General features: G+C 66.1%; 23 protein-coding genes, 1 other RNA gene and 2 pseudogenes. 10 read left to right on the forward strand and 16 right to left on the reverse strand.

What is annotated here, in order from left to right; genetic code table 11:
* Window positions 1-193: 193 nt before the first annotated feature.
* Entirely contained in the window at window positions 194-1,270 is a 1,077-nt protein-coding gene (locus CMC5_RS11935) for a tyrosine-type recombinase/integrase (RefSeq protein ID WP_050430524.1), read from the reverse strand.
* Window positions 1,271-1,281: 11 nt separating this feature from the next.
* Window positions 1,282-1,536 carry a helix-turn-helix domain-containing protein gene (locus CMC5_RS48940; RefSeq protein WP_082362405.1) on the reverse strand — a complete coding sequence of 85 codons (255 nt, stop codon included), beginning with the start codon at window positions 1,534-1,536 and terminating at the stop codon, window positions 1,282-1,284.
* A gap of 459 nt (window positions 1,537-1,995) precedes the next feature.
* Between CMC5_RS48940 and CMC5_RS44340 the strand changes: the two genes are divergently transcribed.
* Entirely contained in the window at window positions 1,996-2,304 is a 309-nt protein-coding gene (locus CMC5_RS44340; RefSeq protein ID WP_156338497.1) for a hypothetical protein, read from the forward strand.
* On the opposite strand, the gene CMC5_RS11940 is transcribed toward CMC5_RS44340, so the two are convergent.
* On the reverse strand, window positions 2,285-2,791 hold the full coding sequence (locus CMC5_RS11940) for a helix-turn-helix domain-containing protein (RefSeq protein ID WP_050430525.1): 507 nt from the start codon (window positions 2,789-2,791) through the stop codon (window positions 2,285-2,287). The two genes, CMC5_RS44340 and CMC5_RS11940, sit on opposite strands and share 20 nt — an antisense overlap.
* Window positions 2,792-2,948: 157 nt before the next feature.
* Here CMC5_RS11940 and CMC5_RS44345 point away from each other — a divergent pair, with 157 nt between their 5' ends.
* The 7 genes from CMC5_RS44345 to CMC5_RS11970 all read left to right on the forward strand — a co-directional run bounded on the left by CMC5_RS44345 (window position 2,949) and on the right by CMC5_RS11970 (window position 7,501).
* On the forward strand, window positions 2,949-3,089 hold the full coding sequence (locus CMC5_RS44345) for a hypothetical protein (protein ID WP_156338498.1): 141 nt from the start codon (window positions 2,949-2,951) through the stop codon (window positions 3,087-3,089).
* Window positions 3,086-3,691 carry an HAD family hydrolase gene (locus CMC5_RS11945; protein ID WP_156338499.1) on the forward strand — a complete coding sequence of 202 codons (606 nt, stop codon included), beginning with the start codon at window positions 3,086-3,088 and terminating at the stop codon, window positions 3,689-3,691. Before CMC5_RS44345 ends, CMC5_RS11945 begins: the two co-directional genes overlap by 4 nt.
* A gap of 2 nt (window positions 3,692-3,693) precedes the next feature.
* Complete coding sequence (locus CMC5_RS11950) at window positions 3,694-4,815, forward strand: adenylosuccinate synthetase (RefSeq protein WP_050430527.1); 1,122 nt, start codon at window positions 3,694-3,696, stop codon at window positions 4,813-4,815.
* A complete protein-coding gene (locus CMC5_RS42385; protein WP_050430528.1) occupies window positions 4,812-5,576 on the forward strand; it encodes a dUTP diphosphatase in 765 nt (254 codons plus the stop codon). Before CMC5_RS11950 ends, CMC5_RS42385 begins: the two co-directional genes overlap by 4 nt.
* Window positions 5,573-5,833: a hypothetical protein gene (locus CMC5_RS11960; protein WP_050430529.1), complete on the forward strand. Its 261-nt coding sequence runs from the start codon at window positions 5,573-5,575 to the stop codon at window positions 5,831-5,833. Before CMC5_RS42385 ends, CMC5_RS11960 begins: the two co-directional genes overlap by 4 nt.
* 391 nt (window positions 5,834-6,224) lie before the next feature.
* Entirely contained in the window at window positions 6,225-6,431 is a 207-nt protein-coding gene (locus CMC5_RS11965; RefSeq protein ID WP_082362406.1) for a helix-turn-helix domain-containing protein, read from the forward strand.
* Window positions 6,428-7,501 carry an AAA family ATPase gene (locus tag CMC5_RS11970; protein ID WP_050430531.1) on the forward strand — a complete coding sequence of 358 codons (1,074 nt, stop codon included), beginning with the start codon at window positions 6,428-6,430 and terminating at the stop codon, window positions 7,499-7,501. Before CMC5_RS11965 ends, CMC5_RS11970 begins: the two co-directional genes overlap by 4 nt.
* Before the next feature lie 372 nt (window positions 7,502-7,873).
* On the opposite strand, the gene ssrA is transcribed toward CMC5_RS11970, so the two are convergent.
* The 9 genes from ssrA to CMC5_RS12010 form a co-directional block, all read right to left on the reverse strand.
* Window positions 7,874-8,219, reverse strand: a transfer-messenger RNA (tmRNA) gene (gene ssrA / locus CMC5_RS41590).
* A 124-nt stretch (window positions 8,220-8,343) separates the two neighbouring features.
* Window positions 8,344-8,832 carry a nuclear transport factor 2 family protein gene (locus CMC5_RS11975; RefSeq protein ID WP_050430532.1) on the reverse strand — a complete coding sequence of 163 codons (489 nt, stop codon included), beginning with the start codon at window positions 8,830-8,832 and terminating at the stop codon, window positions 8,344-8,346.
* A 220-nt stretch (window positions 8,833-9,052) separates the two neighbouring features.
* The gene (locus CMC5_RS11980) at window positions 9,053-9,841 is read right to left on the reverse strand and encodes a hypothetical protein (protein WP_050430533.1); all 789 of its coding nucleotides are present in this window, start codon (window positions 9,839-9,841) and stop codon (window positions 9,053-9,055) included.
* A gap of 87 nt (window positions 9,842-9,928) precedes the next feature.
* Window positions 9,929-11,320 (reverse strand): hypothetical protein, encoded by a 1,392-nt coding sequence (locus CMC5_RS11985; protein ID WP_156338500.1) that lies wholly within the window; start codon window positions 11,318-11,320, stop codon window positions 9,929-9,931.
* Window positions 11,321-11,567: 247 nt separating this feature from the next.
* A complete protein-coding gene (locus CMC5_RS11990; RefSeq protein WP_050430535.1) occupies window positions 11,568-13,046 on the reverse strand; it encodes a GDSL-type esterase/lipase family protein in 1,479 nt (492 codons plus the stop codon).
* Window positions 13,043-14,533 carry an FHA domain-containing protein gene (locus tag CMC5_RS11995; RefSeq protein ID WP_050430536.1) on the reverse strand — a complete coding sequence of 497 codons (1,491 nt, stop codon included), beginning with the start codon at window positions 14,531-14,533 and terminating at the stop codon, window positions 13,043-13,045. Before CMC5_RS11995 ends, CMC5_RS11990 begins: the two co-directional genes overlap by 4 nt.
* Before the next feature lie 285 nt (window positions 14,534-14,818).
* Window positions 14,819-15,508 carry a TIGR00266 family protein gene (locus tag CMC5_RS12000; protein ID WP_050430537.1) on the reverse strand — a complete coding sequence of 230 codons (690 nt, stop codon included), beginning with the start codon at window positions 15,506-15,508 and terminating at the stop codon, window positions 14,819-14,821.
* A gap of 17 nt (window positions 15,509-15,525) precedes the next feature.
* Window positions 15,526-16,191 carry a TIGR00266 family protein gene (locus tag CMC5_RS12005; protein WP_050430538.1) on the reverse strand — a complete coding sequence of 222 codons (666 nt, stop codon included), beginning with the start codon at window positions 16,189-16,191 and terminating at the stop codon, window positions 15,526-15,528.
* Window positions 16,192-16,214: 23 nt separating this feature from the next.
* On the reverse strand, window positions 16,215-16,910 hold the full coding sequence (locus CMC5_RS12010) for a TIGR00266 family protein (protein ID WP_050430539.1): 696 nt from the start codon (window positions 16,908-16,910) through the stop codon (window positions 16,215-16,217).
* A gap of 35 nt (window positions 16,911-16,945) precedes the next feature.
* On the opposite strand from CMC5_RS12010, the gene CMC5_RS12015 reads away from it, so the two are divergent.
* Window positions 16,946-17,743, forward strand: coding sequence for a M48 family metallopeptidase (locus CMC5_RS12015; RefSeq protein WP_050430540.1), 798 nt, complete (start codon window positions 16,946-16,948; stop codon window positions 17,741-17,743).
* 73 nt (window positions 17,744-17,816) lie between these two features.
* On the opposite strand, the pseudogene CMC5_RS47450 reads toward CMC5_RS12015, so the two are convergent.
* A pseudogene (locus tag CMC5_RS47450) lies at window positions 17,817-17,954 on the reverse strand (SDR family oxidoreductase); the annotation flags it as partial.
* Between CMC5_RS47450 and CMC5_RS46890 the strand changes: the two are divergent.
* Window positions 17,944-18,039, forward strand: a pseudogene (locus CMC5_RS46890) (winged helix-turn-helix transcriptional regulator); the annotation flags it as partial. The pseudogenes CMC5_RS47450 and CMC5_RS46890 sit on opposite strands and share 11 nt — an antisense overlap.
* Here CMC5_RS46890 and CMC5_RS12020 read toward each other — a convergent pair.
* From CMC5_RS12020 to CMC5_RS12030, 3 genes are all read right to left on the reverse strand, one after another.
* A complete protein-coding gene (locus CMC5_RS12020) occupies window positions 18,036-18,632 on the reverse strand; it encodes a hypothetical protein (protein ID WP_245678409.1) in 597 nt (198 codons plus the stop codon). The pseudogene CMC5_RS46890 and the gene CMC5_RS12020 sit on opposite strands and share 4 nt — an antisense overlap.
* Before the next feature lie 11 nt (window positions 18,633-18,643).
* Window positions 18,644-20,497, reverse strand: coding sequence for an ABC1 kinase family protein (locus CMC5_RS12025; RefSeq protein ID WP_245678410.1), 1,854 nt, complete (start codon window positions 20,495-20,497; stop codon window positions 18,644-18,646).
* 146 nt (window positions 20,498-20,643) lie between these two features.
* Window positions 20,644-22,032 carry a hypothetical protein gene (locus tag CMC5_RS12030; protein WP_050430541.1) on the reverse strand — a complete coding sequence of 463 codons (1,389 nt, stop codon included), beginning with the start codon at window positions 22,030-22,032 and terminating at the stop codon, window positions 20,644-20,646.
* Window positions 22,033-22,157 lie beyond the last annotated feature (125 nt).

The raw sequence follows: 22,157 nt of genomic DNA on the forward strand, positions 1-22,157 counted from the left end.
CGAGGCCGCGAGCACGAATCGCTCGGCTTGGAGGTCGAGCGGGGAGCGGCCCATCCGCAACTTCCTCAGACGCTCCGCACGCCTGAGCGCGAGCACCACCCCGAGACCGCCGAGGGCGCATTCGAGCGCCTCCCGGAGGTCGAGGACGAGCCAGCGAAGGAGGGCGGGCTCCGTGCCGCGAGACGCGCGCTGGCTAGGCGCTGTGCTGCTGGCCGCTGGTCTCGCGCGCCTGGCTATCCCGGCTGTCAAGGAGCCGGACGGCATCCCGCCGAATGTCTGGGGAGAGGTGGGCATAGCGCATGGTCATTTCAATGGTGGCGTGGCCGAGCAGCTCCTGGACCGCCTTGATAGGAACGCCGCGCATGACGAGATGCGAGGCGAAGGTGTGTCGAAGTGTGTGCCAGCCGATACGACGTAGCTCGGCGCGCTGACAGGCGCGGCGCAAAGGATGCTTGCACTCATTACGGGTCAGAAGGCGGCCACCGTCCGCCGGGAAGACGAACTCCCTAGCAAAGCGAGAAGGGAGAGCCCGCAAGACGGCGATCGCTTCGTCCGAAAGCGGGACCTCACGGCTTTTCTTATTTTTTGGCGTCCCGATGATCCCACGGGCGACCGCGCGACGCACCTTGAGCAGGCCAGAGACAAGATCGATGTCATCCCAGCGCAGCGCCAGCAGCTCGCCCTGCCGCAAACCGGTGCGGAGCGCGAGCAGGACCATGGGCCGCCATTCGGGATCCGCCCCGCGGAGCAGGCGCTCCGCTTCCTCGAAAGTGAGAAAATCGAACTCCGCCTCAGGAACGGGGAGCAACTTGAACGGTGGCAGACCGTGAAGGCGACCCCACTCCTTGGCCACTGTAAACACTTTGCGAAGCACCGTAAGCTGGTTATTGACAGTTTTGGGGGAGAGCCCTGCGCGGAGCTGGTTGGCCTTGAAGCGTTCGACGTGCTGAGGACCGATGGAATCAAGGCGCTGAGCACCAAAGAACGGGCTCAAATGGAGGCGCAAAATTGATTCCTTTGTCTCCACCTCGGAGGGCTTGTTATTGGTGTAGGCATAGGTCTCAAGAAACTCCTTAGCAAAATCGGTGAAGAGAGGCGGCCGACCGACCTGCCGAGCGTATTGCTGGAGCTTGGCACGCTCCTGCTGCTCGAGGATAACAGCCTCGTTCCTGGTGCGAACGTCGACGGATTTCCGCAGACGAACCCGCTCACCCCCACGCCAAAGAACGACGTCGATTTGCCACGTACCACCACGTTTGCGCACGGTCATGAACGCTTACCTCAGCGAGGATCAGGGGCACCTACTGCCCACTGAATCAGCGTCGGGCGATGCAAGCGCAATGCCCGTCCGAAGTGACGGACACCCGGAATCGTCCCCTCACGAATCATGGCGTAGAGTGTCTTTCTACCCAACCGCAGGTAGAGGCGCGCCTCCTCCACCGTCCAGAAGTCCGGAGCATCTCCCACATGCTGCTCTGGCGTTCGGGATGACTCGGGTCGAGAGCGATAGCCTTGTCGCACCCCTGTTCGATTCATACGCACCACTCCGAGGTCGTGTTTGATGGGCGAGGCTCGGCCTTCTGCACCCGCCGAGCACAGAGGAGAGAGAAGGCAGATGGCAGGAAGCGTCCAACCCCTGCTCCAGCGCAGGACATGTCACATTGCTTGTCTGTCAGTTGGCTGTGTTGGCAGACTGTGAGCGCAACCTAGCTGGCAGAGTTCATGTGCGCAAGGTGGCTGGAAGTAGATACATGCTGAGGGCGTAATTTTTCTGTCGACACCTCTGAAAGCCGCCGTATTATCGGTGCGCTTCTGGTTACGCACAGAATTGTCAGATGTCACCTGGGCACAGTCTATGTGCCACATGGTGGTTCCGTGTGAGGTTTCCCTGGGACGTACGCTGGGTCCGCCCCTGCGTTGTTCCGGGCTCCCCAACAAAGACGGGCCAGGCAAGGGACGTCTCGCCGGCCCGACGACACACACAGGAGGTGCGCCTTGACCCAACCCGTCTCGTTTAAGCCGATCACGCTCGACCCCCGCACAGCGACGCCGACGAGCCTGAGTCGATCCTCGGTGGATGAACTTCTGCTTCTGGCGATATCAGGCGGAGAAGATCCGACGATCGCAGGAGGGATCGAGGCGACGGCGCGTGAACTCGAACTGCTCTATGAGCTGTGCAACAACCGAGGGGAACTGTGGATGAGCAGCCTTCTCAACCAGCTCCAGCAGCGTCTACGCGTGCTGGCCGAGGTCTCCCGGCGGCGGGAACGTGAAGCACCTGCATCTACGCAGTCCGCCGCTTGAGCTGGATCCTGCCGAGGGCGGCCTCGATCTCGTCCAGCATCTCGGCCCACTGGGGGGGCTGAAGTTCCTCGGCATCAGGTAGCGTGACCATCGCCCTTGCGGCTGCCACCGTGGGCATCGACCACTTGTGCTGGTGGTAGGCGAGCGCCGCCTCCAGGGCGAGCGCCCGGGAGCGCTGCGTAGCCGTGCCCGAAAGCGATGGGGGAGGGGGGACCGAGGACGGGTCATCGAGGTTGCCGCGGCCCGTCGCGAGCCATTCGTAGTTGATGCGTAGGGCGTCGGCGATGCGCCTCATCAGCTCGGGCGACAGTTTCAGCCGCTCCCCTTTGAGGATCCTGGAAGCGTAGCCTCGCGCCAGGCGCGCCTCCTCCTCCAGCGCCAGCCGAGTCATGTTGCGCAGTTCCAGCGCGTGGAGCAGTCGATCGGCGAGCGAGTCGAGTGATTTGGGATCCCGAGACGCTGCGTCCTGTGTGTGCTTGGCCATCATTTGTGGGCTCAGTAACGGCGAGCGATGTGCAGTAGCCTATCTGTCAGCATCCCCAGGCACAAGAGGATGCTGTCAGCGTCATCGGCTACCGACTGGGGGTCTGTCAGTCTGACAGTTTCCAGTTGACAGACACGGGGGCCGATTCTAGCTTCCGGTCATGATCATCAAGCTCCTCGGCACCTTGCCGGCCGAGGGCAATCGCCGCCTCTGGGCTATGACCCAGAAGGATGTGGCCGGTGCCCTCGGCTTTTCTTCAACCCCAACGACCGCGGCGAACGCGGTGGAGCGATATTCATGAGCATCGCTCTCGACCGAGCTAAGCGCGCTTTGCAGCGCCGCGGAATGGTGCTGGTTTGCGATCTCGACGGCACCCTAGCCACCGACGTGGCGCGCCGTCACCTGAGGCCTCGCGCAAACAGCGCATGCCTCGATGGTGTCGCGCCAGAGCAGATCGAGCGCTACATGGATCCGAAGCTGGTAGCGCTCGATGAGCCGGTTTCGGGGGCTGCAGAACTGCTGGGCAGCCTCGTCGCTTCGCCGGGAGCACCGCGTCTACTCCTGGTGACCGCTCGCTGGAACTCTCTGTGGCGTGTCACGACGCAATGGCTTGGACGGCATTACCCGAACGTACGGCCGTTCCTCCTCATGAGGAAGCGCTCGGACACGCGGCCCTCGGTCGACGTGAAGCTCGATCTCGTCCGCACCTACGGTGGAGCCGCCCAGGGAGGAGTCTGGCTCGACGATGACCCTCGAATGTTGCTTGCGGCCGAACGTGCAGGGTTTGTCGCTCTGAAAGCGCCGGAAGTCTTCGCGGCGACGGAGGCGCCTACGCCCATCGGCAACGTGGTCCCGGCGCGGCGATGCGCCTGGTGTCATCCCGAGCTTCCTGAATCGGCCTGACCATGCTCGACAGCAAAGTGAATGTCCTCCTGGACGCCCAATGGGGCAGTTCCGGGAAGGGGAAGTTCTGTCTCTGGCTGGCCGAGCGCCACGGTGTGACCTTTGCCTCAGCGAGCAACGCGCCGAACGCTGGTCATACGATCGCGCTTCAGGGTGAGCGCTGGGTCTTCAAATGCCTTCCCAGCGCCTCGCTCGCTCCTTCCGTGAGTACGGTTCTGCTCACGGGAGCGAGTGTGTTTGACGCCGAGCAACTCAGGACCGAGAGTGGCTGGACGCGCGCCGAGGTGCTGATCCACGAGCGCGCCGTTGTGCTCCAGCCTCGTCACCGGGAGCGCGAGCAAGGGGCAATGAGCCTGCTCGCGATTGCCTCGACCCAGCAAGGCTCGGCCGCTGCGGCGATCGACAAGATGCTGCGAGAGCCGAACGTGATCGCCGCAACGCACTGGCACGAGCTCGGTCGAGCCCACGTGACCCCGGCGACCGAGTGCAGAACGGCCCTGCTCCGGGCGCTGGAGGAGGGCGGTACGGCGCTGCACGAGGTCTCCCAAGGGTACGCGCTGAGCATCGATCACGGCTCACAGTTTCCCCACTGCACGAGCCGAAATTGCACCTCGGCGCGCGCTCTCGACGACCTCGGGGTGAGCCCCCGGCTTCTGGGCGACGTCTACCTCAACGTCCGACCCTATCCCATTCGGGTAGGCAACATCGTCAAGGGCAGCGAGGTGATTGGCTTCTCCGGTGGTTTCTACCCTGACGCACGGGAAACCACCTGGGAAACAGTCGGCCGACTTGCCGGCATGCCAGAGGACGAGATCAGCAAGCTGCACGAGGCGGAACTCACCACGGTGACGCGGCGGCTCCGGCGGGTTTGCACGTTCAGTCGAATGGGCTTCGTCGACGCCTGCCGTGCGAATGGTGCAACCAAGATCATCCTCAACTTCGCGCAGTACCTCGACTGGAGCGTCTATCAGCAGCGCGGCGAGGTGAGCATCGCGGACTTGCCCGAGCGCCTCCGGGACTTTGTCTGCCTGCTTGAGCGCCTGTCCGGATCCCCCGTGGTCGCCATCGGGACCGGTCCCGACCACGACGACGTGCTTATCCCCTGGAGACGAAATCTCTCATGAATTCCATATCCCAAACGGAGCTTTTCGCAGACTTCACCGCCATTCAGCACAAGGCAGGTGAGACCTTTCGCGCCAAAAATGCAGCATACGGTTGCGCGAATATTGCCGAGAGCGGGGAGCAAGGCGTCTTTCTTCGTATGAGTGACAAATTTGCTCGGCTCCGTCACGAGTCCATCCCGGGCGAGTCGGTTGAGGATGCGCTCCTCGATCTGATGAACTATGCCGCGATGCTGCTGCTTCTCCGGCAGGGCAAGTGGCCGGGCCACAAGCGCGACGTCGATTGCCCCGACCTACTCGACGCCCTTCAGGTACGCGAACAGTTGTGCGGCAGCCTCGCAATGCCCCAGGTCGAGGGCGACGTCGGCTACGATCTCCGCGCCTCAGAGGACGTTCTTCTGCCCGCCCGTCTGGGTCCTCCCGCTTATATCTCGACGGGCATCCGCATCAAGGCTCCCGAGGGAGTCTGGACGCGCATCGTGGGGCGCTCCAGCACGGCCAGCCGCGGCGTGCTTGTGGCCGAGGGCATCATCGATAACGGCTACACGGGAGAGCTGTTTGTTGCCTGCTTCAACCTCTCTGGTCACCCGCTCGCCATCAAGGCAGGGGAGCGGATCGCCCAGCTCGTGTTCTGCCCGATCATCACGCCGAAACTCACCTACGTGGAGGAGCTTCCGGCCACGGGCAGGGGAGGACGAGGCTTCGGCTCTACGGGCGAAGCCGTAGGGTCGTCGAGCGAGCAGGGCAGGAGCCTCGCCTCATGAACCGCAGCGCAGCCCTTGCCGAACTTCGCCAGCTCGGTGAGGCGCTTCCGGATCGCGCGCTGGGAACTGCGCTTTACATCCTCCGGCGGCTCGCCTCCGGGGAGCGATGCCAGCCAGCACGGGAGGGAATCGAGACCGCAGTTGAGTACGCGGCGCATCAATGCGACCTCGCGCTCGATCGAATCGGCCAGTTCCTTGAGTACGGGCCGCAAGCGGCCATCAGCCCCGCCCGCATCTCCGCGCCGCGCATTGCGTAGCGTACCGCACGGGCTTCTTAAACACCGGCGAGGGCCCCGCCTTGGGCGCTGGGATGCGCGCGCGTATCCCAGCACCCGGCAGAACTCCTCAGCCAATAGCAATGAAACACGCGCCCCCATGCTGCTCACCAGCAGCGCTCGGGAGCAGAGACGATTTCGCCGACTTACCTATGAAAACCGAAGGTCAACTTCTACTCGGCAACCTCGCGCGTGCGCACACCGAATCCTGGATCGCCCGCCGATGTCACGTCAGCCAGCCTGTTGTGAGCCGCTGGCTTCGGGGAAGCCGAAAGCCGAATTATGAGAACCGCCGAAGCCTGCTGCTGAAATTCGACATCGCCATGGAGGCGTGGGACCGCCCTGGCTGCGAAGCGCAGCACCAGGAGGTGGCATGATGACGCAGGGACAGCGGCAACTGCTTCGCCTCGCGCACAAGTTTTCCGAGGTGCGCATCGCGCGAAAGTGTGGGGTCGGTCAGTCGACCATCAGCATGTGGATCTCGGGCAGGCGCAAGCCCAACTACGAAAGCAGAAAGACCCTGCTCGAACTCTACGACATCCCGATGGCTGCGTGGGACCTGCCCCTGGAGGACAAGTGAGCTTCACCGAAGGGCAGTACCTCGCGGAGGAGCGCGCGGCTCTGCAGGGCGAGACATCGCCCGCCCCCTTCCATTGGATCGGCACGCGTACGATCTTCGCGCGCCTCCCTCCTACCCGCTGGCTGGTGCCCGCCCTTCAGCTCTGCCAGGGCAGGCCGGCCATGCTCGCGGCCTACGGTTCGACGGGCAAGACGCTCGCGGCTCAATCCCTTGCGCTCGCAGTTTCTGCGCGGCGGCGCGTCTGGAGCGCGTTCGACTGCCCAGCCGCCCTCACCGTGCGCCACGTCGACCACGAACAGGGGCGGCACGCCACCCTCAAGCGCTACCAGCGGCTCGCTCTCGGCATGGATCTCACTCCCGAGGACATCGACGGACGCTTGCAGGTCTCTGTTTATCCTTCGGTCTATCTCAACCTTGCTGACGCCGAGGATGCCTACGCCAAAGCCTGTGAAGGGGTAGACCTCGTGATCATCGACGCGCTCAAGGGCGCCACGCCTGGTGTCGATGAGAACGATTCGAAGATCCGCCACTGCATCGACACGCTGAGCCGCGTCTCTGACAGGACGGGAACCACCTTCCTGATCATCCATCACTCGGGCAAACCGAAAGAGAGCCATGCCGATGCTCGCACGGTGCCGCGCGGCTCCAGCGCCATCTTCGACGCCTGCGGCTCAGTGCTCGTCATGCTCGGCGAGAAGGGAAAGCCAAAGCTGGTCCGACACGAGAAGGTCGCCGCGGAAGCCGAGGGAGGCGCGCTGGAGGACTTCTACCTCGTCATCGAGGATGTTTGTCGCGGCGCCGATCCGCGTGCGGGTGTCCGCGTCGTCCACAAAACGCTCGGAGAGACCGAGCCCAGCGACAGCGGTGCCGAAGCCATGGCCGAGCGGTTTGAGGCATTGAAACGGCACATTCTCGACGTCGTCCGCCGACACGGCAGCATCGCTAGTAAGAACGGCATCTGTGAGCGCGTACCAGGGACGCGAACCACGAAGCTCAGCGCCATCCAAGAACTGCTCGACGAGCGAAGGCTCGTGGAAGTGAACGGGAGCTTTCGCGTTACCGAGCGCTGAAGCAGAGCGCAAAAGACTCCACGGCGCGCGAGCACGAGAGCCTTGTCCATTCCGGAAGGGAGCCAGCACCCCGCCCCGTCTACGGGCGGCAAGGTATTCGTATCGGCCTAGCAGACTGGGCCGCTATATCCCTGGCACACCCCTTAAAGAAATTCCGGCAAGGGGACCTCGGGTGTCGTCACGACCCTACGAACCCAGCCGCACCCGCCGGCCTGGGTGCGTGGCGACGGACACACGTGCCCGACAACCAAGCGACCTTGAGAGTCCCCGCGTGCTGGCGTCGTAACTCACCGCCAGAACGGTGAGTTATGCCCCCACGAAATTTATCGGGTCACAATCAGGGCACAAAAGATAAAAAACCACGAGCAAAACAGGTGGAGGCGCCGGGAATCGAACCCGGGTCCGCAAGGCATCCAGAACACCTTCATTCACGTGCGTAGTCGTCTATACGCCGACGACCGCGTTCGTGGATTCGGCCACGACCTATCCCTCACTAATCTCGGCGGCGCTATCGAGGGCTCCCTCGCGCAACCCAGCCCTAGTGGTTTTCACCCGCGGGGTACCAGGACGATCTTCCCTTTGGATGTCTCACAGTTTCTTAGGCTGCGAGAGCGTAGGCGTTGTCGTTCGCACTTATAACGTCCCGCTTGATGTGGCGGAGCAGGAGCCGCCGCACGCAGATGAACCTTCAGTCCCCACGTCGAAGCCGATCGCCCCCGTGGTGCCTTCGAGACAGCTCGATGACGTCCCCAATCTGACCTTGGAGACGCAATTTGTCAATCCTCTTACACTCGCCTCAGCCCATCCTCGCCCCACCGACCGAACGGTGGGAACGGCTGGATTCAGGCCGCCCGGAAACGGATCGATGGCGCTCTCGGCGCTGCGGGGATGATGGCGGACAGAGGCGCCTGGGATTGAGGTGCCGCGTCCCGGGATGGCTCTGGTGAAGTCGCCGGGGAGGGGAGCTCCAGCAGCATCTGCAACGTATCTCCGTACGTCGCTCCTCGGATGAGCTTCCCTTGCCGGAGCTGCTTCACGTCGCACGCCATCGCCGTGGGGGCCGCGGTCTTTTCGGTCTCGCCGACGTAGATCCACTCACTCACCACCGTTGCTCCGGCCTCGTGCACGCTGGTCAGCTCGACCTGCGCTCCAGGAAAGGCCTCTGCGGAGCTTCGCAGCAGTGCCGTGACGGCTTCTCGACCCCGGATCAGCTCTCCCCGTGCGGCGTGGAACCACTCCACGGCAGGGGACAGGAGGGCGGAGAGCGCCTCCCAGTCCCGACGGTTGTAGGCGTTGTAGAAGTTCCGGGTGATCTCGGCGTTTCGACCCATGACAACCTCTGCCCCCAGCGATCTCGACGGGCAGATTGCATAACTCACGCCAGGCAGTTTCTGCGGGAGTCACCTCGGGGACAGGGGGATAGCTGCCTGGGGGAGGGGAACTGAAGAACCAGGGGGGTGGATCATCTGGGCCCCGGGGATTCTCATCCACGCCTCAACCCTTTCACGACCTCCACGCTCACGCACCTGCAAGCGCTGTGTCCGTCGACCCTCACGGGGGCAGCAGGCCGAGCTCAGGCAGCGCTCCCCCGCCTCGCACATACTCCACGATGACCTGACTCATCACCTTGTCGGCCTTCTCGCATTTCTGCGACACCGAGCCCATCGTGGCACCCTTGCACTCTCGCCGGCGGTCACCGACGGCCTTCCCCACCTTCTCGTCGGCCTCGAGCGCAGTGCGGGTCTTCTCGTCGAGGCTCTTCCACGGAACGGGAGGGAACTTCGGCTTCACCTGGACCTTCATCCGCAGCTCACCGCCCGACAGGGAGGCACACGTCCCGTCCCACCTCAGCACGTCGTAACCACCGCTCGCCCCGCTCACCATCATCCCTCCCGTATCGGCGGAGCGATGCATGAGAATCAGCACCTCCTCGTCGAAGGCGAGCTTGTCATTCGACGACATCCCTCCGGACGCGTTCCATGCCTCGATGTCCCCTGCGACATAGCCTCGGCTGAATGGCGTCCCTTTGCCCAGCAGGGTGAGTGCGACGTCGGGATGGAAGCCCTGGCAAAGTCGCTTCGCGAATGCCGGAGGAGGCAGACACAGCTTCCCATCGCCAACGCCTTCCGCGCATTGCGTCGGCACGCGCCTGGCCGCCTCCTCGTCCGCTTTCTTCTTGGCCTCTGCGGCGACGTCCTCGGGAGAGGGCTCTTTCTCGACGGCTGCCTGACTCGAACTCTCCGTGTCGGGCGCTTTGGGCGCAGGGGCAGCCGCATTTCCTCCGCACGCACAGCAGAAACTCAGGGCAGTGAGCGCGAGGGCTGAGAACTGGAAATCCATGCGCCGAAGCTACCGGACTGCGCTGCTCCCAGCGCGAAGAAAATGATGAACGAATCCGAGGGAGCAGCCGGTGTTGGGACGCCGGGATCAACGCTGGGCGGGTATGGCTTTTCCGTCGAACTCGATGACCGCCGACGTCGCCTGCTCTTGCGTACGAGGCCAGAGGACCTGACCACCTTCGAGGTGATTGTAGCGATAGAGCTGCGCAGCGACCCGCTGGGTTCCGCTCGCCGTCTGCACGTCGACCTGGATCGTCTCGGCCATCGGGGGTCGATGGAGCGTCACGGGATCGAGGAAGGTCGCCACACCGTCCGGGCTGACACGGACGCGATCGTAGGTTCTGTCGAGGACCTCGGGAGGGAACACCACGCTGGCGCTTCCGAGCTGCTGCATTCGCTGAAACAGCCCGCGGAAGGTGTAGTCACTGATCCAGATGGGCACACAGTAGCCCATCAGGTCCGTGAAGACGGTCGGATCATAGAGCTGTCGCGTGAGGATATTGTATCCCCAGCTTCCGATTCCCCCGTCCGAGTAGGGAAAGCTCGGATCGGGACCCCCTGCTCCGCCGCATGGTGAGTGATTGCGGCCGTGGGTGTGGCCGATCTCGTGCACGGCCGTCTCGGTGTCCATGTTGTCTTCGGGATACCCGAGACCGATGGCGGCCCGCGCATAGCTATCCTGCGGCGCGGCGACGAAGCCGAGGCCGGCCACGCAGCCGCCACCACAGAACTGGTCCTTGGTGGGGCTCGGCATGAACACGCCATAGTAATAAGTATTCGGGTCGGGCCCCTGCTGCGTCCGGTAGGAGGCCAGCGCGTCCAGGACCTGATCCCAGCCCGAACCATTGGCACCGATCGCGAGGTTCCACGCCATCGGCTGCTGCGCCACGACATCCACGCTCGTGGCTGGGTACATGGCGTAGAAGTAATCCTGATATCGTCGGAGCTGCGCGGGGGACAGGTCGGGCACCCGATTCGAGCCATCGGCGCCATAGGAGATCGGCACGATATCGATCCTGAGGAGCGCCGGTGTCGCCGCGACAGGGACGGTATCGAAGCCCGCCGTCGGGTACTTGGCTGCAGGATTGTCGAGAGGCGACTCGCTGGGCCGCTGCAAGAGCTCGACGCGGTAAGAGATCGCGCCCAGCACCAGATCGGCCGTCAGATTGAAGTTGATGGTGCTGCTCAGGTTCGGCTCGATCGAGGTCGGGAACAGCCGATCCGTCACCACCTCGAGCGTCGTGACGCCATCCAGATGCAATCGCGCCGTGATCGGGCCACCATTGTAGTTCGCGTCGACGTCGTAAAATACCCGGAGCACCGCATCGCGGCCGAAGACGATGGGGATCGTGGACGACGACGCGACGCCGTTCTGCATCAGAGGGCGTTTGACCCCCTGAGACAGCGCCACCTCACGCACGCTGACCCCAGCGGCGCCCACCATCGGTGTCGGATCCACGCCGCTGCTGGACGAACCCATGCCACTGCCGCTCGTAGGGCCCGAGCCTGGGCCTCCGGTCGTCGAGCCCCCGGACCCAGAGTTCCCTTCTCCGTAGATCACCAGATCATCGGCACCCGTGATCGCGTTGCAGGCGACCGTGCTGAGAGCCAGAGCGAAGGCGAGCCCGGTTGTGGACAGGGAAGGGGGAGGCGCCATGAGGGGCGCGCATTATCCCGCGGTCTCCCGGCAGACCCAAGGACGAACCGCCTCCTTTCCGTGGGCCTCGTTACTCGGCAGCTCTGGCTTGCCAGCCGGCGTAGGCTTCCATCAAGGCCAGGTACACCCAGCGCCCCAGCACCTCGGCGCCCGCGCTCGACGGATGTGCCAGATCGGCCCCGCCCAGCCCTCGTTGTGCCCACACGCCCATCGAGCCCGGCCCACCCATCGCGGTGAGCGTATCCCAGAAACCGCAGCCCACCTCGCCTGCGACCTTGCGCTGGATCGCCGCGAGCTTCGGGATCACCGGCCGGCTCCGGTACACATCGCCGCGCCGATCGGCCCGATCCATCGGACCCACCAGCAAACAGGACGAACCGGGCAGCGCAGCGCGCACCTGATCCAGCACCGCCTTCATCGTCTGCTCGTACTGGTCCAGCGGGTACAGCTCGCCGTCTTCGCTCTCGTTCATCCCGAACTGGAACACCGTGAGCGCAGGCGCCCGTGCTTGCAGCTGCTGCGCGAAGTGCGCGTCGTCGCTCTTGTCGAGGAACCGAATGCGGCAGCCCTGGATGCCGATCGCGTCCAGCACCACACCCGGCACGTCACGCTCCATCCACACCCCGAAGGTGCGCACATTGGGCCCGAGCGCGCGCACCTCCAGCTCGTGCGGACCATCGGGGACCTCGTACACCTTCAGCAAGGCCCGGGGCGCCTCCCCGTCCGTGTCGACCTCTTCCCGCGGAGCGCCGTCGATCTTGATGGCCATGCGCCCGCCACCCGGATGTTCCAGGTAATCGAGCACGAACCGCGACACGGCGCGGCCGAACGCGCCCTCCTTCGTCGTCGAGAACCGCGAGAAGACGCCGGCACCTTGCGAGCGGAACGAGACCCCGCCGAGCCCGTACAGGCCATCCTCCGCGAAGGGCCCGACCACGCGACTCACCTGCCACCCTGGCGCGGCGAAGCGCACCACGTCGTTGTGGAAGTACCCGGGCCAAGCGTTCGCCATCAGCATGAAGCCGTGGCCAGCATCGCCGAACCGCTTCTGCAGCTTCCGTCGGAGCGTCGCCGTGACGAAGTCGCTCGCGACGATCGAGTCGCCGAAGTAGGTGATGCGCGCGATGGATCCGGCTTCCTTTCGCTCGGTCGCGGCCAGCGACTTGAAGAAAGCATCCAGCGCGTGGCCACCCGGATCCTCGATCGACCTCGGCGGCTTCTCCTCCGTCACGCTGGAAGGCAGTACCGCTGCCGCCGCCGGAGGAATCTCCGGCTCCTCGGGCTGCTGGAGCTCGGCCTGCTCGGTGGTCTCCACCTGCAGCGCCGCTTCACCCACCGACGTCATCGGCGCTGGTGTCGGCACCGCGACCAGCCCTTCGCCCTCCGGCAGCGGCGACAGCAAGCGCAGCCGCTCGAGGCGAGGGATCCCGTAAGGAATCGCCACCAGCAACCCCAGCGTCGCCAGCGCCAGCGTCGCCTTGGACAGCAGGCCGTTCCTGCCCTGCTCCTGCTCTCGCGCCGGGGCAGGCCCGGCGCTCTCCGCGGTCACTGCCCGGCTGCCTCTCTCTGCTTCAGCATCGCCGTGGCGCGATCACGACACGCCTTGTCTTCCATGTGGGAGCAGTAAGCGCGGAGCAGCTTGATCTCCTCGATGGTCGCTCTGCCGCCCCACACCTTCGGCTCCAGCTGCCTCCGCTGCGCCGCGTAGCCACTCAACTCCGGCACCTGGGCCGCTGCCGTCTCTTGCGTCTTCGACGTCGTGGTCGGGCTCTGGTTCGGCGCCGTCTTCGACGTCGGCGTCGTGGTGGCCGTTCCACCCGGCGGTCGCTTCTGGTTCGGGCGCATCCGCTCGGGCGGGGGTGGCAACGTGGGATCCTGCTCCACCACGACGGCCATCAGCTCGATGGCTCGGTCCCTCAGGTTCGCATCGACCGTCGGCGTCCCGGCAACGCTCGCGAGCAGCTCGTAGCGCTGCGCGGTGGACAGGCTCCCATCCTGACCCCGCTCGATGTTGCGCTGCGCCCAGCGGTTCTCCACCTCGCGGAACAGCGGATCCTGGCGCACGACGGACGCCTCCGGGATCTGCTGCGCAAGGTCGTGGGCTTTGTCGTACTCCCCTCGGTCCAGCGCCTCTTTCGCTCGCTGCAGCAGTCCCCGCTCTTGATCTTCGGGCCGTGTCGCGGCCGCGCCCTCCACCTGCTTGCCGTCGTCGGTCGGCGTGTGGGTGATGGCGAAAATCGCGGCGCCGCCAAGCGCCACCAGCAGCACGAGCGCCACGGCGATCTTCCAGGTCCCGCCCCCGCCTCGCAGACCCGACTGCGCCCCGTGCGCACCCGCCGGTGTCACCACGGGGTTCAAGAGGGAGGTCTCGACCGGCCGGAAGATCTTCCCTGCGCCCACGAAGCGCAGCCGGACGTCTCCGAGCTCGAGCGCATCCCCTGCTTCCAGCAGACCGCGCTTCAGCTCCACGCCGTTGATGCGGATCCCGTTCGCGCTGCCCTGATCGATGACCTCATAGCGGCCCTTGTCGATCTTCAGCAGCTCGGCGTGCAACCGGCTGACGGAGCTGTGATTGATGGAGACGCTGCACTCCTCGGAGCGACCGATGTTCAGCCGCTCCCCATCCAGCGCGAACTCGGCGCCTGGCGTCGGCCCGACGATCATCACCAGCCGATCGGGTCGCGTGTGCAGCGGCGAGAGCGTCGTCCCTCGACCCTCCGGCGCCGGCGTCGGCACGGCCAGCAGCGACTCGTCGATCACCTCCAGCCGGTAGTCACCGAGCTGCACCAGGTCGGCGTGGCGGAGGTGCTGATCCCCGGCGACGCGGACACCGTTGACGAACGTGCCGTTGTAGCTATCGAGGTCGCGAACCGTCCATCCCTGGCCGTTCTTCGACAGGACCGCGTGCTTGCGCGAGATGTTGCGATCCGTGAGGCGGATCGAGTTTGCCTCGTCGCGGCCTAGCGCATACTCATCGTGGGCGAGAGGGAGCGTCGTTTGCTTTCCCTCGTCGTCCTCGATCGTCAGCTTCCACATGGCAGAAGGGCTTTGGGGGGGGGAGCCGGCTCGTCCGTTGATTTGCGATCGGTCGCCCGGCGGGCCGGGCGCGCCCCTCTGAGAGGGCTTTCCGCGAGGCCGCACTACTTTAGCGAGGCCTGCTCCCGAAACGCAACGCCGCTGGGGCCTCTGCGCTCCGTCCCTGCGTCACAAGCCAGCGGAAGTCGACCCGCAGGGGGTCCTGGCGCCTCCCGGAAAAATCCGGCGCTGGTGAGAAAGAGGGGTTATTGCGGAATGCCCAGGCGACGCCGGGAGGCGTCTCCTTCAGTCGCCGCGGGCCTCGACCCGGCGGAAAGGATGCATGAACGACGCGAGCGCGCTCGGATTTCGCGTCTGCATCCAGAGGCGCCCCTGCCCCTGGAACTCGCAGACGAGCCCCTCGCCGGAGAGGAAGAGGCTCTTCAAGCCGCCCAGCTTGCGGACCTGGTACTGCAACCCGGCCGTGAACCCGACCAGGTGCGTGTTGTCGCAGATGTACCCGCGGTACGCCTGGCCGATGTCGACCGTGTGCAGCGCACCGTACGACGAGAACCAGATCAGCCCCTGCCCGTAAGCTCGCAGCAGGAAGAACCCGCCCGCGAAGAACCCCTTCGCGCCTTGCCACTTCGTGTCGAGCGTCACGCCGGGCGTCGAGGCCAGGTAAGCGCCGGACTGCAGGAAGATCTCCATCCCCGGCTGCAGCGTCACGCACTCGACCGCCCCTTCGGGGGCTGGCGCGACCCACATCGTCTGCATCGGCGCCGTGGCCGTGAACGTGTTCTGGAACAAGCTCTCGCCGCCGAGCAGCTTCCGCTTCAGCGCACCACCGAGACCACCTTGCAGGTTGGTCTTCATGTCGATCGCCGTGTCGCGAGCGACCATCGCGCCGCTCTCGGTGATGATCTGCTCGCCGGGTTGATCGAACGTCACCTGAAGGACGCCGAAGTCAGGGTTGTGACGGATCTCTTGCCGCACGTGATCCTCCGGTCCTTCTACTTTCGCGGGGGAAGCATGGCGCCGATGACGGCGCCGTACTCGGATGCGTTGCGCGACTGGAGCCAGACGCTGCCTTGTCCCTCGAAGGTGCAGACGAGGCCCTCGCCCGACAGCCACGAGGCGATCCAGCCTGCGCCGCTCTTCCCGACCCGGTACTGAAGGCTGGAGTCCCAGGCTGCCAGGTGGCCCGTGTCGATCACGAACGACCCGTCCACGCGGACCTCCTCGAGCGCGCCGAACGCGCCGATGACGACCTGCCCCTGCCCCTGCGTCTCCAGGATGAACAGGCCGGCCCCGGAGAAGAACCCCTTCATGCCGCCCGCGCGCGTTCGCACGTCGACGCCCTGGCTCGACGCGACGTAAGCGCTGCTCTGCAAGCAGTACTGCCGGTGACCGGCGTCCAGCACCAGCATGTCGCCACAGAGCGGCGTCGCGAACAGCACCTCGCCGTTGCCACCCTGGGACGTGAACGTGTTCCGGAAGAACGACTCACCGCCGAACATCCGCTTCAAGCCCGACATGATGCCGCCGGACTGCGTCTGCATCGCCACGTTGGTGGACATCCCCACCATGGCGCCGCTCTCGGCGAGCACGCTCTCGCCCGGGGCGAGCCAGCACTGCGCGAGGGCCTGGGAAGGTCGATAAAGAAGGTTGACCTGCATCGCTTGAATCCTTCGTTCGTCGCTCAGGGCGGCAGCATGGGCGTCAACCAGCTCACCAGGGAGCTCGTGTTGCGCGACTGGATCAGGATCCGCCCCTGGCCCTGGAACTCGCAGACGAGACCCTCACCCGAGGCCACGAAGCCCATCAGCCCCCCGCCCGCGCTCCGGATCTTGAAGTCCAGCGTCGAGTCGAAGCCGACGATGTGGCCGTTGTCCACGATGTACGTGCCGTTGCAGTACACCTCATCGATCGCGCCGTAGCTCGTCACCCACAGATCCCCCTGGCCGGAGGCCTCCACGAAGAAGGCGCCCTCCTTCGACAGGATCGCCCGCAAGCCGCCCCAGCGCATCTTCAGGTCCACGTCGCCAGCGCTCGCGAGGTACGAACCCGCGCTGAACAGCATCGCCTGCCCCTGCAGCGGGATATGCCGGACGTTGCCGCTCAGGGATGGCGCCAGCCACACCCAGCCACCTTGCGGCGACGAGAAGTGGTTGACGAAGAAGGTCTCTCCTCCGATCACCTTCCGGATGAGCGCGATGAAGATCGCCTTCAGCTTCCCGAAGAAACCCGCGTTTCGCCCCGCGTTGAGCTTCACGTCCATCTGGAGGCTCGTGGAGCGCGCGACCATGGAGCCAGCCTCGGCGATGATCACCTCGCCCGGGTTGAGCTGGAGCTGAAGCATCGAGAACGAGGGACCGTACTTGACAATATGCTGCATACCTGACCCTGCTCGGCGAGGGGTATAACGGAGTCATGGCGGAACCGGAAGCGGGAAAGGTAGCTCCTCGGGGCTTCCATCACAGCGGAAAGCGGGTGCTCGGCGAGTTCCTCCTCCTCCTGGGAGCCATCGCCCTCATCCTCCTCGGGTTGCGAGGTTGTGCGGGATACGCGGCTGGCGCTCTTCTCGCGCAGGTCCCTGCTTCGGTCGACGCTGCCATCGGCAAGGTCGGCGGCGAAGCCATGCGCGCCCAGCATGGACTCGGGGAGCCACCCTCGGACGAAGACCGAGCGCGCGCCACGCGTGTCTTCGACGAGCTTCGCGCCCAGCTCACCCCCGAGGAAGCAGCCACCCTCGTGAGCCCCCGTCTCACCGTCCTCCGGGACACCCAGACCAACGCCTTCGCCTTCCCGGGGGGAGAGGTCTTCGTTCTCACCGGCCTCCTGGATCGCACCCGGGATGACGACGACGCCTTGCGTGGCGTGATGGCCCACGAACTCGGCCACGCCGTGCGCCGCCATGGCGTCCGCTCGCTGATCCGGAACAGCGTCTACGGCATCGTGCTCGCCTACGTGCTCGGCGACATCAACGGCATCACCGCCACCCTCATCGGCGGCGCCTCCCAGCTCGACACCCTCAGCTTCAGCCGCGAGATGGAAGAGGACGCCGACAGCTTCGCCGTCGATCTCCTCCAGCGAACGGGTCACTCCCCCGACGGCCTCGCGCGCTTTCTCGAAGGCCTCGAGTCGCAGCCTGTCCCCGAGATCCTCTCCACCCACCCCGCCAGCGCGGCCCGCGCCCGGGAGATCCGCGAGCGCATCAAGAAGCCGTGAGCTGAAGGGCCCACGGACCACGCGGCAGCGTGACGGTGGGCCAACCACGTGGTGCGCACGGCGGCAGAACGCATCACGCCGTGGGCACGGTGCCTCCATCGATGACGAACTCCGTGCCTGTGATCGAGCCCGCGCGCGGGGACACCACGAACGCGATGAGGTCGGCGACCTCACGCGGCGTCATGGGGCGTCCGAGCGGGATGCCACCGAAGGTCGAGTACCACCTGACCGACTGGGGGCAGTCCCTCTGCCCGGCGCTCGACGAGCTTCGAGAAGCGCCCCGATCGGGTCTCTAGCGGTGCGCTGGCTTGCGCGACTGCGAGACCGCAGGCACCAGCAGGTCTCCCTCGATGCGTCCGAGCACATCGAGCACCGTCCTGCCTGCGCTGTCGCGCCCCCGCCGCTCCCGCGTGTAGCGATCCGCCGACGCCCCCAGCACCACCCCGAGCGACCTTGCCGCGCTGGTGAGCTGCTCGACGAGATCCTCCGCGATGATCTTCTCTCGCTGCGCGGTCGACGTCCCCTTGGGCACCGTCACCGCGATCATCCCGAGCACGCCTTCGTCTTCGGCGATCAGGCCGAAGGGCGAGCCTTGCAGCCGCAGCAGCGTCAAGCCGGTCTGCGCCGACTGGACCCGGCTCCGCGCCTCCTCCCGTTCGGCGGCCACCCGCCGCCGCTCTGCGCGCCCTTGCTCCCCTGGCTCCTCCCGGAGCTGCACGCCGATCTCCGCGTGCTCCTCGTCCAGCCGCTTCACCGTGGCCTGCGCCTCGGCGAGGTCGGCCTCGAGACGCGCCTGGTACTCCTGCGCCACAGCAGCCTCGTCGATCATGTCCCCTGCCTCGGTCCCCGGACGCGCCCGGAGCGACACCTTGAAAACGGTCCCTACCATGCCCTCATTCCTCATGCCCGCCGCGTGAACAGCATGCTCAGCACCAGCAGCGAAAGCGCTCCACCCGCCCCGTACAGACAGGCCCTCGAGAGCGCCACCTGACCTGCCAGGTGGAGCTGGAGTGCTGCCATCCCCGCTGCGATGCCGAGCGCCGCGAAGATGAGCTGCTGCACTCCCGCATAGATCAACCCTGCGGCCTGGGAAAGCCCCCGGACCTTCACCTCCGCCTCGCCCCGGTTCGCCCGGGTCAGGTATTTGCGGAGATCGTCGGGCAGCGTCAGGGCCTTCAGGCCCATGTCCTTCGCGGCTTCCAGGGCGATCTGTGCCCAGTCCCGGTTCCCCAGGACGAACTCCTGCAGGTACGGACGTACCACCTCGATCGGGTTCAGCTCCGGATCGAGCTGCGTACACAGCCCCGTCAGGAGCAGCAGCGTCCGCTCCAGGAGCACCCAGTCGCGCGGCACGTGGAACGCCCCCGACAGCTCCTTCAGCCCGATGTTCATCCGCCGCAGATCGATCAAGCTCTCGATGCCCCGCTGCGGATCGATCTTGATGTCCTTCAGGTTGAAGCGATCGAGCCGGACCTCCTCCTGGAAGCGCTGGTGGAAGAACTCCACCACCTTCTCGCTCACGTCGAGGTGATCCCCCCGTGCGAGGAAGCCCATCTTCCGCATCGCCTTGATGATCCGCTCCGTATCGCGCCGGATCACCGCCTCCAGGAACTCCGGGATCCCCTCGCGCGTCTGCGGGCTCAGCTCGGCCACCGCGCCGAAGTCGAGCAGGATCAGCTCCCCGTTGCGCCCCACCAGCATGTTCCCCGGGTGAGGATCCGCGTGGTAGATCCCGTCGACGAAGATCATCTGGCAGAACGTCTGCACGATCCGACGCGCCAGCTCCTTCCGGTCCACGCCGAGCGCCTCCAGCGCGGCCAGGTCCCCGACCTTCACCCCCTCCACGAAGGTCGTGGTCATCACCCGGTGCGTGCAGTACCCCCCCACCGGCTTCGGGAAGCGCACCCGATCCTGCCCGGCGAAGTTCTCGGAGATGCGCACGATGTTCGTCGCTTCCAGCGCGAAATCCAGCTCCTCCGAGATCATCGCCCGCACCTGGTGGTAGTAGGCGTCGAGCCCTCGCACCGGCACGAACAGCGACACGATCGTCATGATCCGCCGGATCGTCGCCAGATCGAGCCGCACGATCTCGTCGATGTCGCGGTGCTGCACCTTCACCGCCACGTGCGTCCCGTCCTTCAGCCAGGCCTCGTGCACCTGCCCCAGGGACGCGCTCGCGATCGGCTCCTCCGCGAACCTGGCGAACAGCTCGGCGACGGGCTTCCCCAGCTCCGCCTGCACCCGCGCCTCGATCTCCGCGTACGGCCGCGGAGGCACCTGATCTTGCAGCCCCGTCAGCCCCTCGCGCAGCTCTGCCGGCAAGAAGTTCGCCATGATGCTGAGGAGCTGCCCCACCTTGATGAACAGCCCCTGCAGCCGCATGATCGTCCGCTCGATGCGCCGCGCGTTGCGCCGATGCACCTCACCCACGCGCGCCTCGGACCACGCACGCCCGAACATCCGTGAGAGCAGCGAGAACCACAGGTAGCTCGCCAGCACCGCGAACGTCGTCGCGTACGCCCGCACGAACCGCCCGCTCTGCGTCGCCTTCTCTCGCACCGAGACGGGCGACGTCTTCCTGCGCTCGGTGAACCCCGGCCCGGCCGGCGCGGCTGGCAAGAACGACGCCGAGGGCGGCCGCAGGCTGGGCTGCGACGCCCGCTGCGACCCTGGCGCTGGAGGCTCCGTCGATGCCGCTCGCCCGGGATCCAGCTCCACGGGCGGGGGACGAGGCCCGACCTCAGGCGGTGCCAAACCGGGGCTCGACGGTTCTGGGGCGGCGCTGAGGGTCACGGCGGGAGCTTACCATCGGTGCGCAGGGCAACGCCGAGACCCTGCACCTCCTCGCGTACGTCACAGACGAGCCGGTATGCCGGCGGACAGCCCACGCCTCCGGCGGCCTACTTCACCCCCAGCGCGGCCGCTCGCGCCTTGGCCTTCTCGTGGAGCGAGAGACGCGCCTTCGTCCGCGCCTCGATGAACGCCACGAGACCCTCCTCCAGCTTCTGCTTCGTTTCGGCGCAGTCCTTCTGCGCCTTCGTCTCGTACTTCTTCGGGATGGCGGAGAGCTTGCCTCGCTTCCGGTCGTACGACTCCGGCGACGCCTCGATCTTCTCCCCCTCCTTCCGGCCCTCGCCCCACGCCTTGTTCACGCACTGGAACCAGGCGTCGTCGAGCGCCTCGATGTCCTTCCCCACCTGCGCCGGGACCGCGTTTCCCTTGGCGAAGCCGCGGATCGAGTCCACGTCCACCAGCGCGTGCTGCACCGGCGCCGGCCACTGCGCGAGCGCACCAGCCCCGGGTATCACCGGCAGCCCCTGCTCGGCGACATCGTTCGGGATGCTGATCACGTAACGACCCCCATCGAGCGACACGAACACCACCGTCCCACCGCTCACCATCCACACCACCCCGGGCGTCCCCTCCGCGAGTGGCGGCGGCCACCCCGTGAGCAGGTGCGTCCGGAGCCGGCTCGGCTCCCCGAACGCCACCCGCGCCCGCAGCTGACCCCCGTGCTTCGCCAGCCCCTTGCCGGCCTTGTCCCAGGGATCGTCCGACGCGTAGCCATCGATCCGACCGCCGAGCCCCTGCTGCACGTTCCCGATGTACTCCGACGCTGGCGCCCACCGCGCTGCTGCCGCCCCCTTCGCGCTCACCCGCACCAGCATCGAGGCGTCGATCGCCCCGAGCGCCTCCTCGATCTTCGCCAGGTTCCCCGACTCCTCGGGGAGGAACTTCGGCAGCCGCGCCCGCACCGACAGGGCCTCGAGCTGCTCACCTGCCTTCTCGTACGCCGACTTCTCGGGAGGCGGCGTCGCGCTCCCTCGCTGCGTGGGGGCGCCGAGCGGATCGGCCTCCGCATCTCGGCTGAGCGGCGTGGCCACACTGCGCAGGTGACGCACCGTCGCGTTGGCACGCGCCTCGGGCCGGATGAACCAGAGCGCCCCGTCCGTGCCGAGGAAGAACCAGTGCTGCCCCCCCGGCCCGTTCAGCCAGTGACCGGCGACCTCGCCCGCGTCCCTCGCCTCCTCCACGAACAGCTCCACCACGTCCTTCTCGCGATCGTGCTGCACCTTCGGCAGCTCTCCCGTCCGATCGAGCACGATGGCCACGAACCCATCCGGGCTCGAGAAGTGCCCCAACCGGAAGGGCGGGATCTTCTCGTCGCGCTTCTTGGTGACGGCCGCGCCCTCGTGGGCCGACTGCGGCGGCGGAGCGCTCGCGGTCGACTCACACCCGATGGACCCGAGGAGCGCGAAAGCAAAAGGAACCCAGCACGATGTCCGCATCGCCGGGGAGCCTACCACCCTCGCGTCGACTCCGGACGCCCCCCGAGCGAAGACCGAGCGCCACGTTCGACGGTGGCCGACCCCTCGATCCAGGGGTGACCCACGCGCCGAACCCGTGTCCCACG

Origin of the sequence: Chondromyces crocatus (assembly GCF_001189295.1) — a bacterium.
In the GTDB taxonomy this organism is placed as follows: Bacteria; Myxococcota_A; Polyangia; order Polyangiales; family Polyangiaceae; genus Chondromyces; species Chondromyces crocatus.

Coding starts and splice junctions, on each gene's coding strand:
- CMC5_RS11935 (WP_050430524.1), bottom strand. CDS start 1,270: ATGACCGTGCGCAAACGTGGTGGTACGTGGCAAATCGACGTCGTTCTT.
- CMC5_RS48940 (WP_082362405.1), bottom strand. CDS start 1,536: ATGAATCGAACAGGGGTGCGACAAGGCTATCGCTCTCGACCCGAGTCA.
- CMC5_RS11940 (WP_050430525.1), bottom strand. CDS start 2,791: ATGATGGCCAAGCACACACAGGACGCAGCGTCTCGGGATCCCAAATCA.
- CMC5_RS44345 (WP_156338498.1), top strand. CDS start 2,949: ATGATCATCAAGCTCCTCGGCACCTTGCCGGCCGAGGGCAATCGCCGC.
- CMC5_RS11945 (WP_156338499.1), top strand. CDS start 3,086: ATGAGCATCGCTCTCGACCGAGCTAAGCGCGCTTTGCAGCGCCGCGGA.
- CMC5_RS11950 (WP_050430527.1), top strand. CDS start 3,694: ATGCTCGACAGCAAAGTGAATGTCCTCCTGGACGCCCAATGGGGCAGT.
- CMC5_RS42385 (WP_050430528.1), top strand. CDS start 4,812: ATGAATTCCATATCCCAAACGGAGCTTTTCGCAGACTTCACCGCCATT.
- CMC5_RS11960 (WP_050430529.1), top strand. CDS start 5,573: ATGAACCGCAGCGCAGCCCTTGCCGAACTTCGCCAGCTCGGTGAGGCG.
- CMC5_RS11965 (WP_082362406.1), top strand. CDS start 6,225: ATGATGACGCAGGGACAGCGGCAACTGCTTCGCCTCGCGCACAAGTTT.
- CMC5_RS11975 (WP_050430532.1), bottom strand. CDS start 8,832: ATGGGTCGAAACGCCGAGATCACCCGGAACTTCTACAACGCCTACAAC.
- CMC5_RS11980 (WP_050430533.1), bottom strand. CDS start 9,841: ATGGATTTCCAGTTCTCAGCCCTCGCGCTCACTGCCCTGAGTTTCTGC.
- CMC5_RS11985 (WP_156338500.1), bottom strand. CDS start 11,320: ATGGGTTCGTCCAGCAGCGGCGTGGATCCGACACCGATGGTGGGCGCC.
- CMC5_RS11995 (WP_050430536.1), bottom strand. CDS start 14,533: ATGTGGAAGCTGACGATCGAGGACGACGAGGGAAAGCAAACGACGCTC.
- CMC5_RS12005 (WP_050430538.1), bottom strand. CDS start 16,191: ATGCAGGTCAACCTTCTTTATCGACCTTCCCAGGCCCTCGCGCAGTGC.
- CMC5_RS12010 (WP_050430539.1), bottom strand. CDS start 16,910: ATGCAGCATATTGTCAAGTACGGTCCCTCGTTCTCGATGCTTCAGCTC.
- CMC5_RS12015 (WP_050430540.1), top strand. CDS start 16,946: ATGGCGGAACCGGAAGCGGGAAAGGTAGCTCCTCGGGGCTTCCATCAC.
- CMC5_RS12020 (WP_245678409.1), bottom strand. CDS start 18,632: ATGGTAGGGACCGTTTTCAAGGTGTCGCTCCGGGCGCGTCCGGGGACC.
- CMC5_RS12030 (WP_050430541.1), bottom strand. CDS start 22,032: ATGCGGACATCGTGCTGGGTTCCTTTTGCTTTCGCGCTCCTCGGGTCC.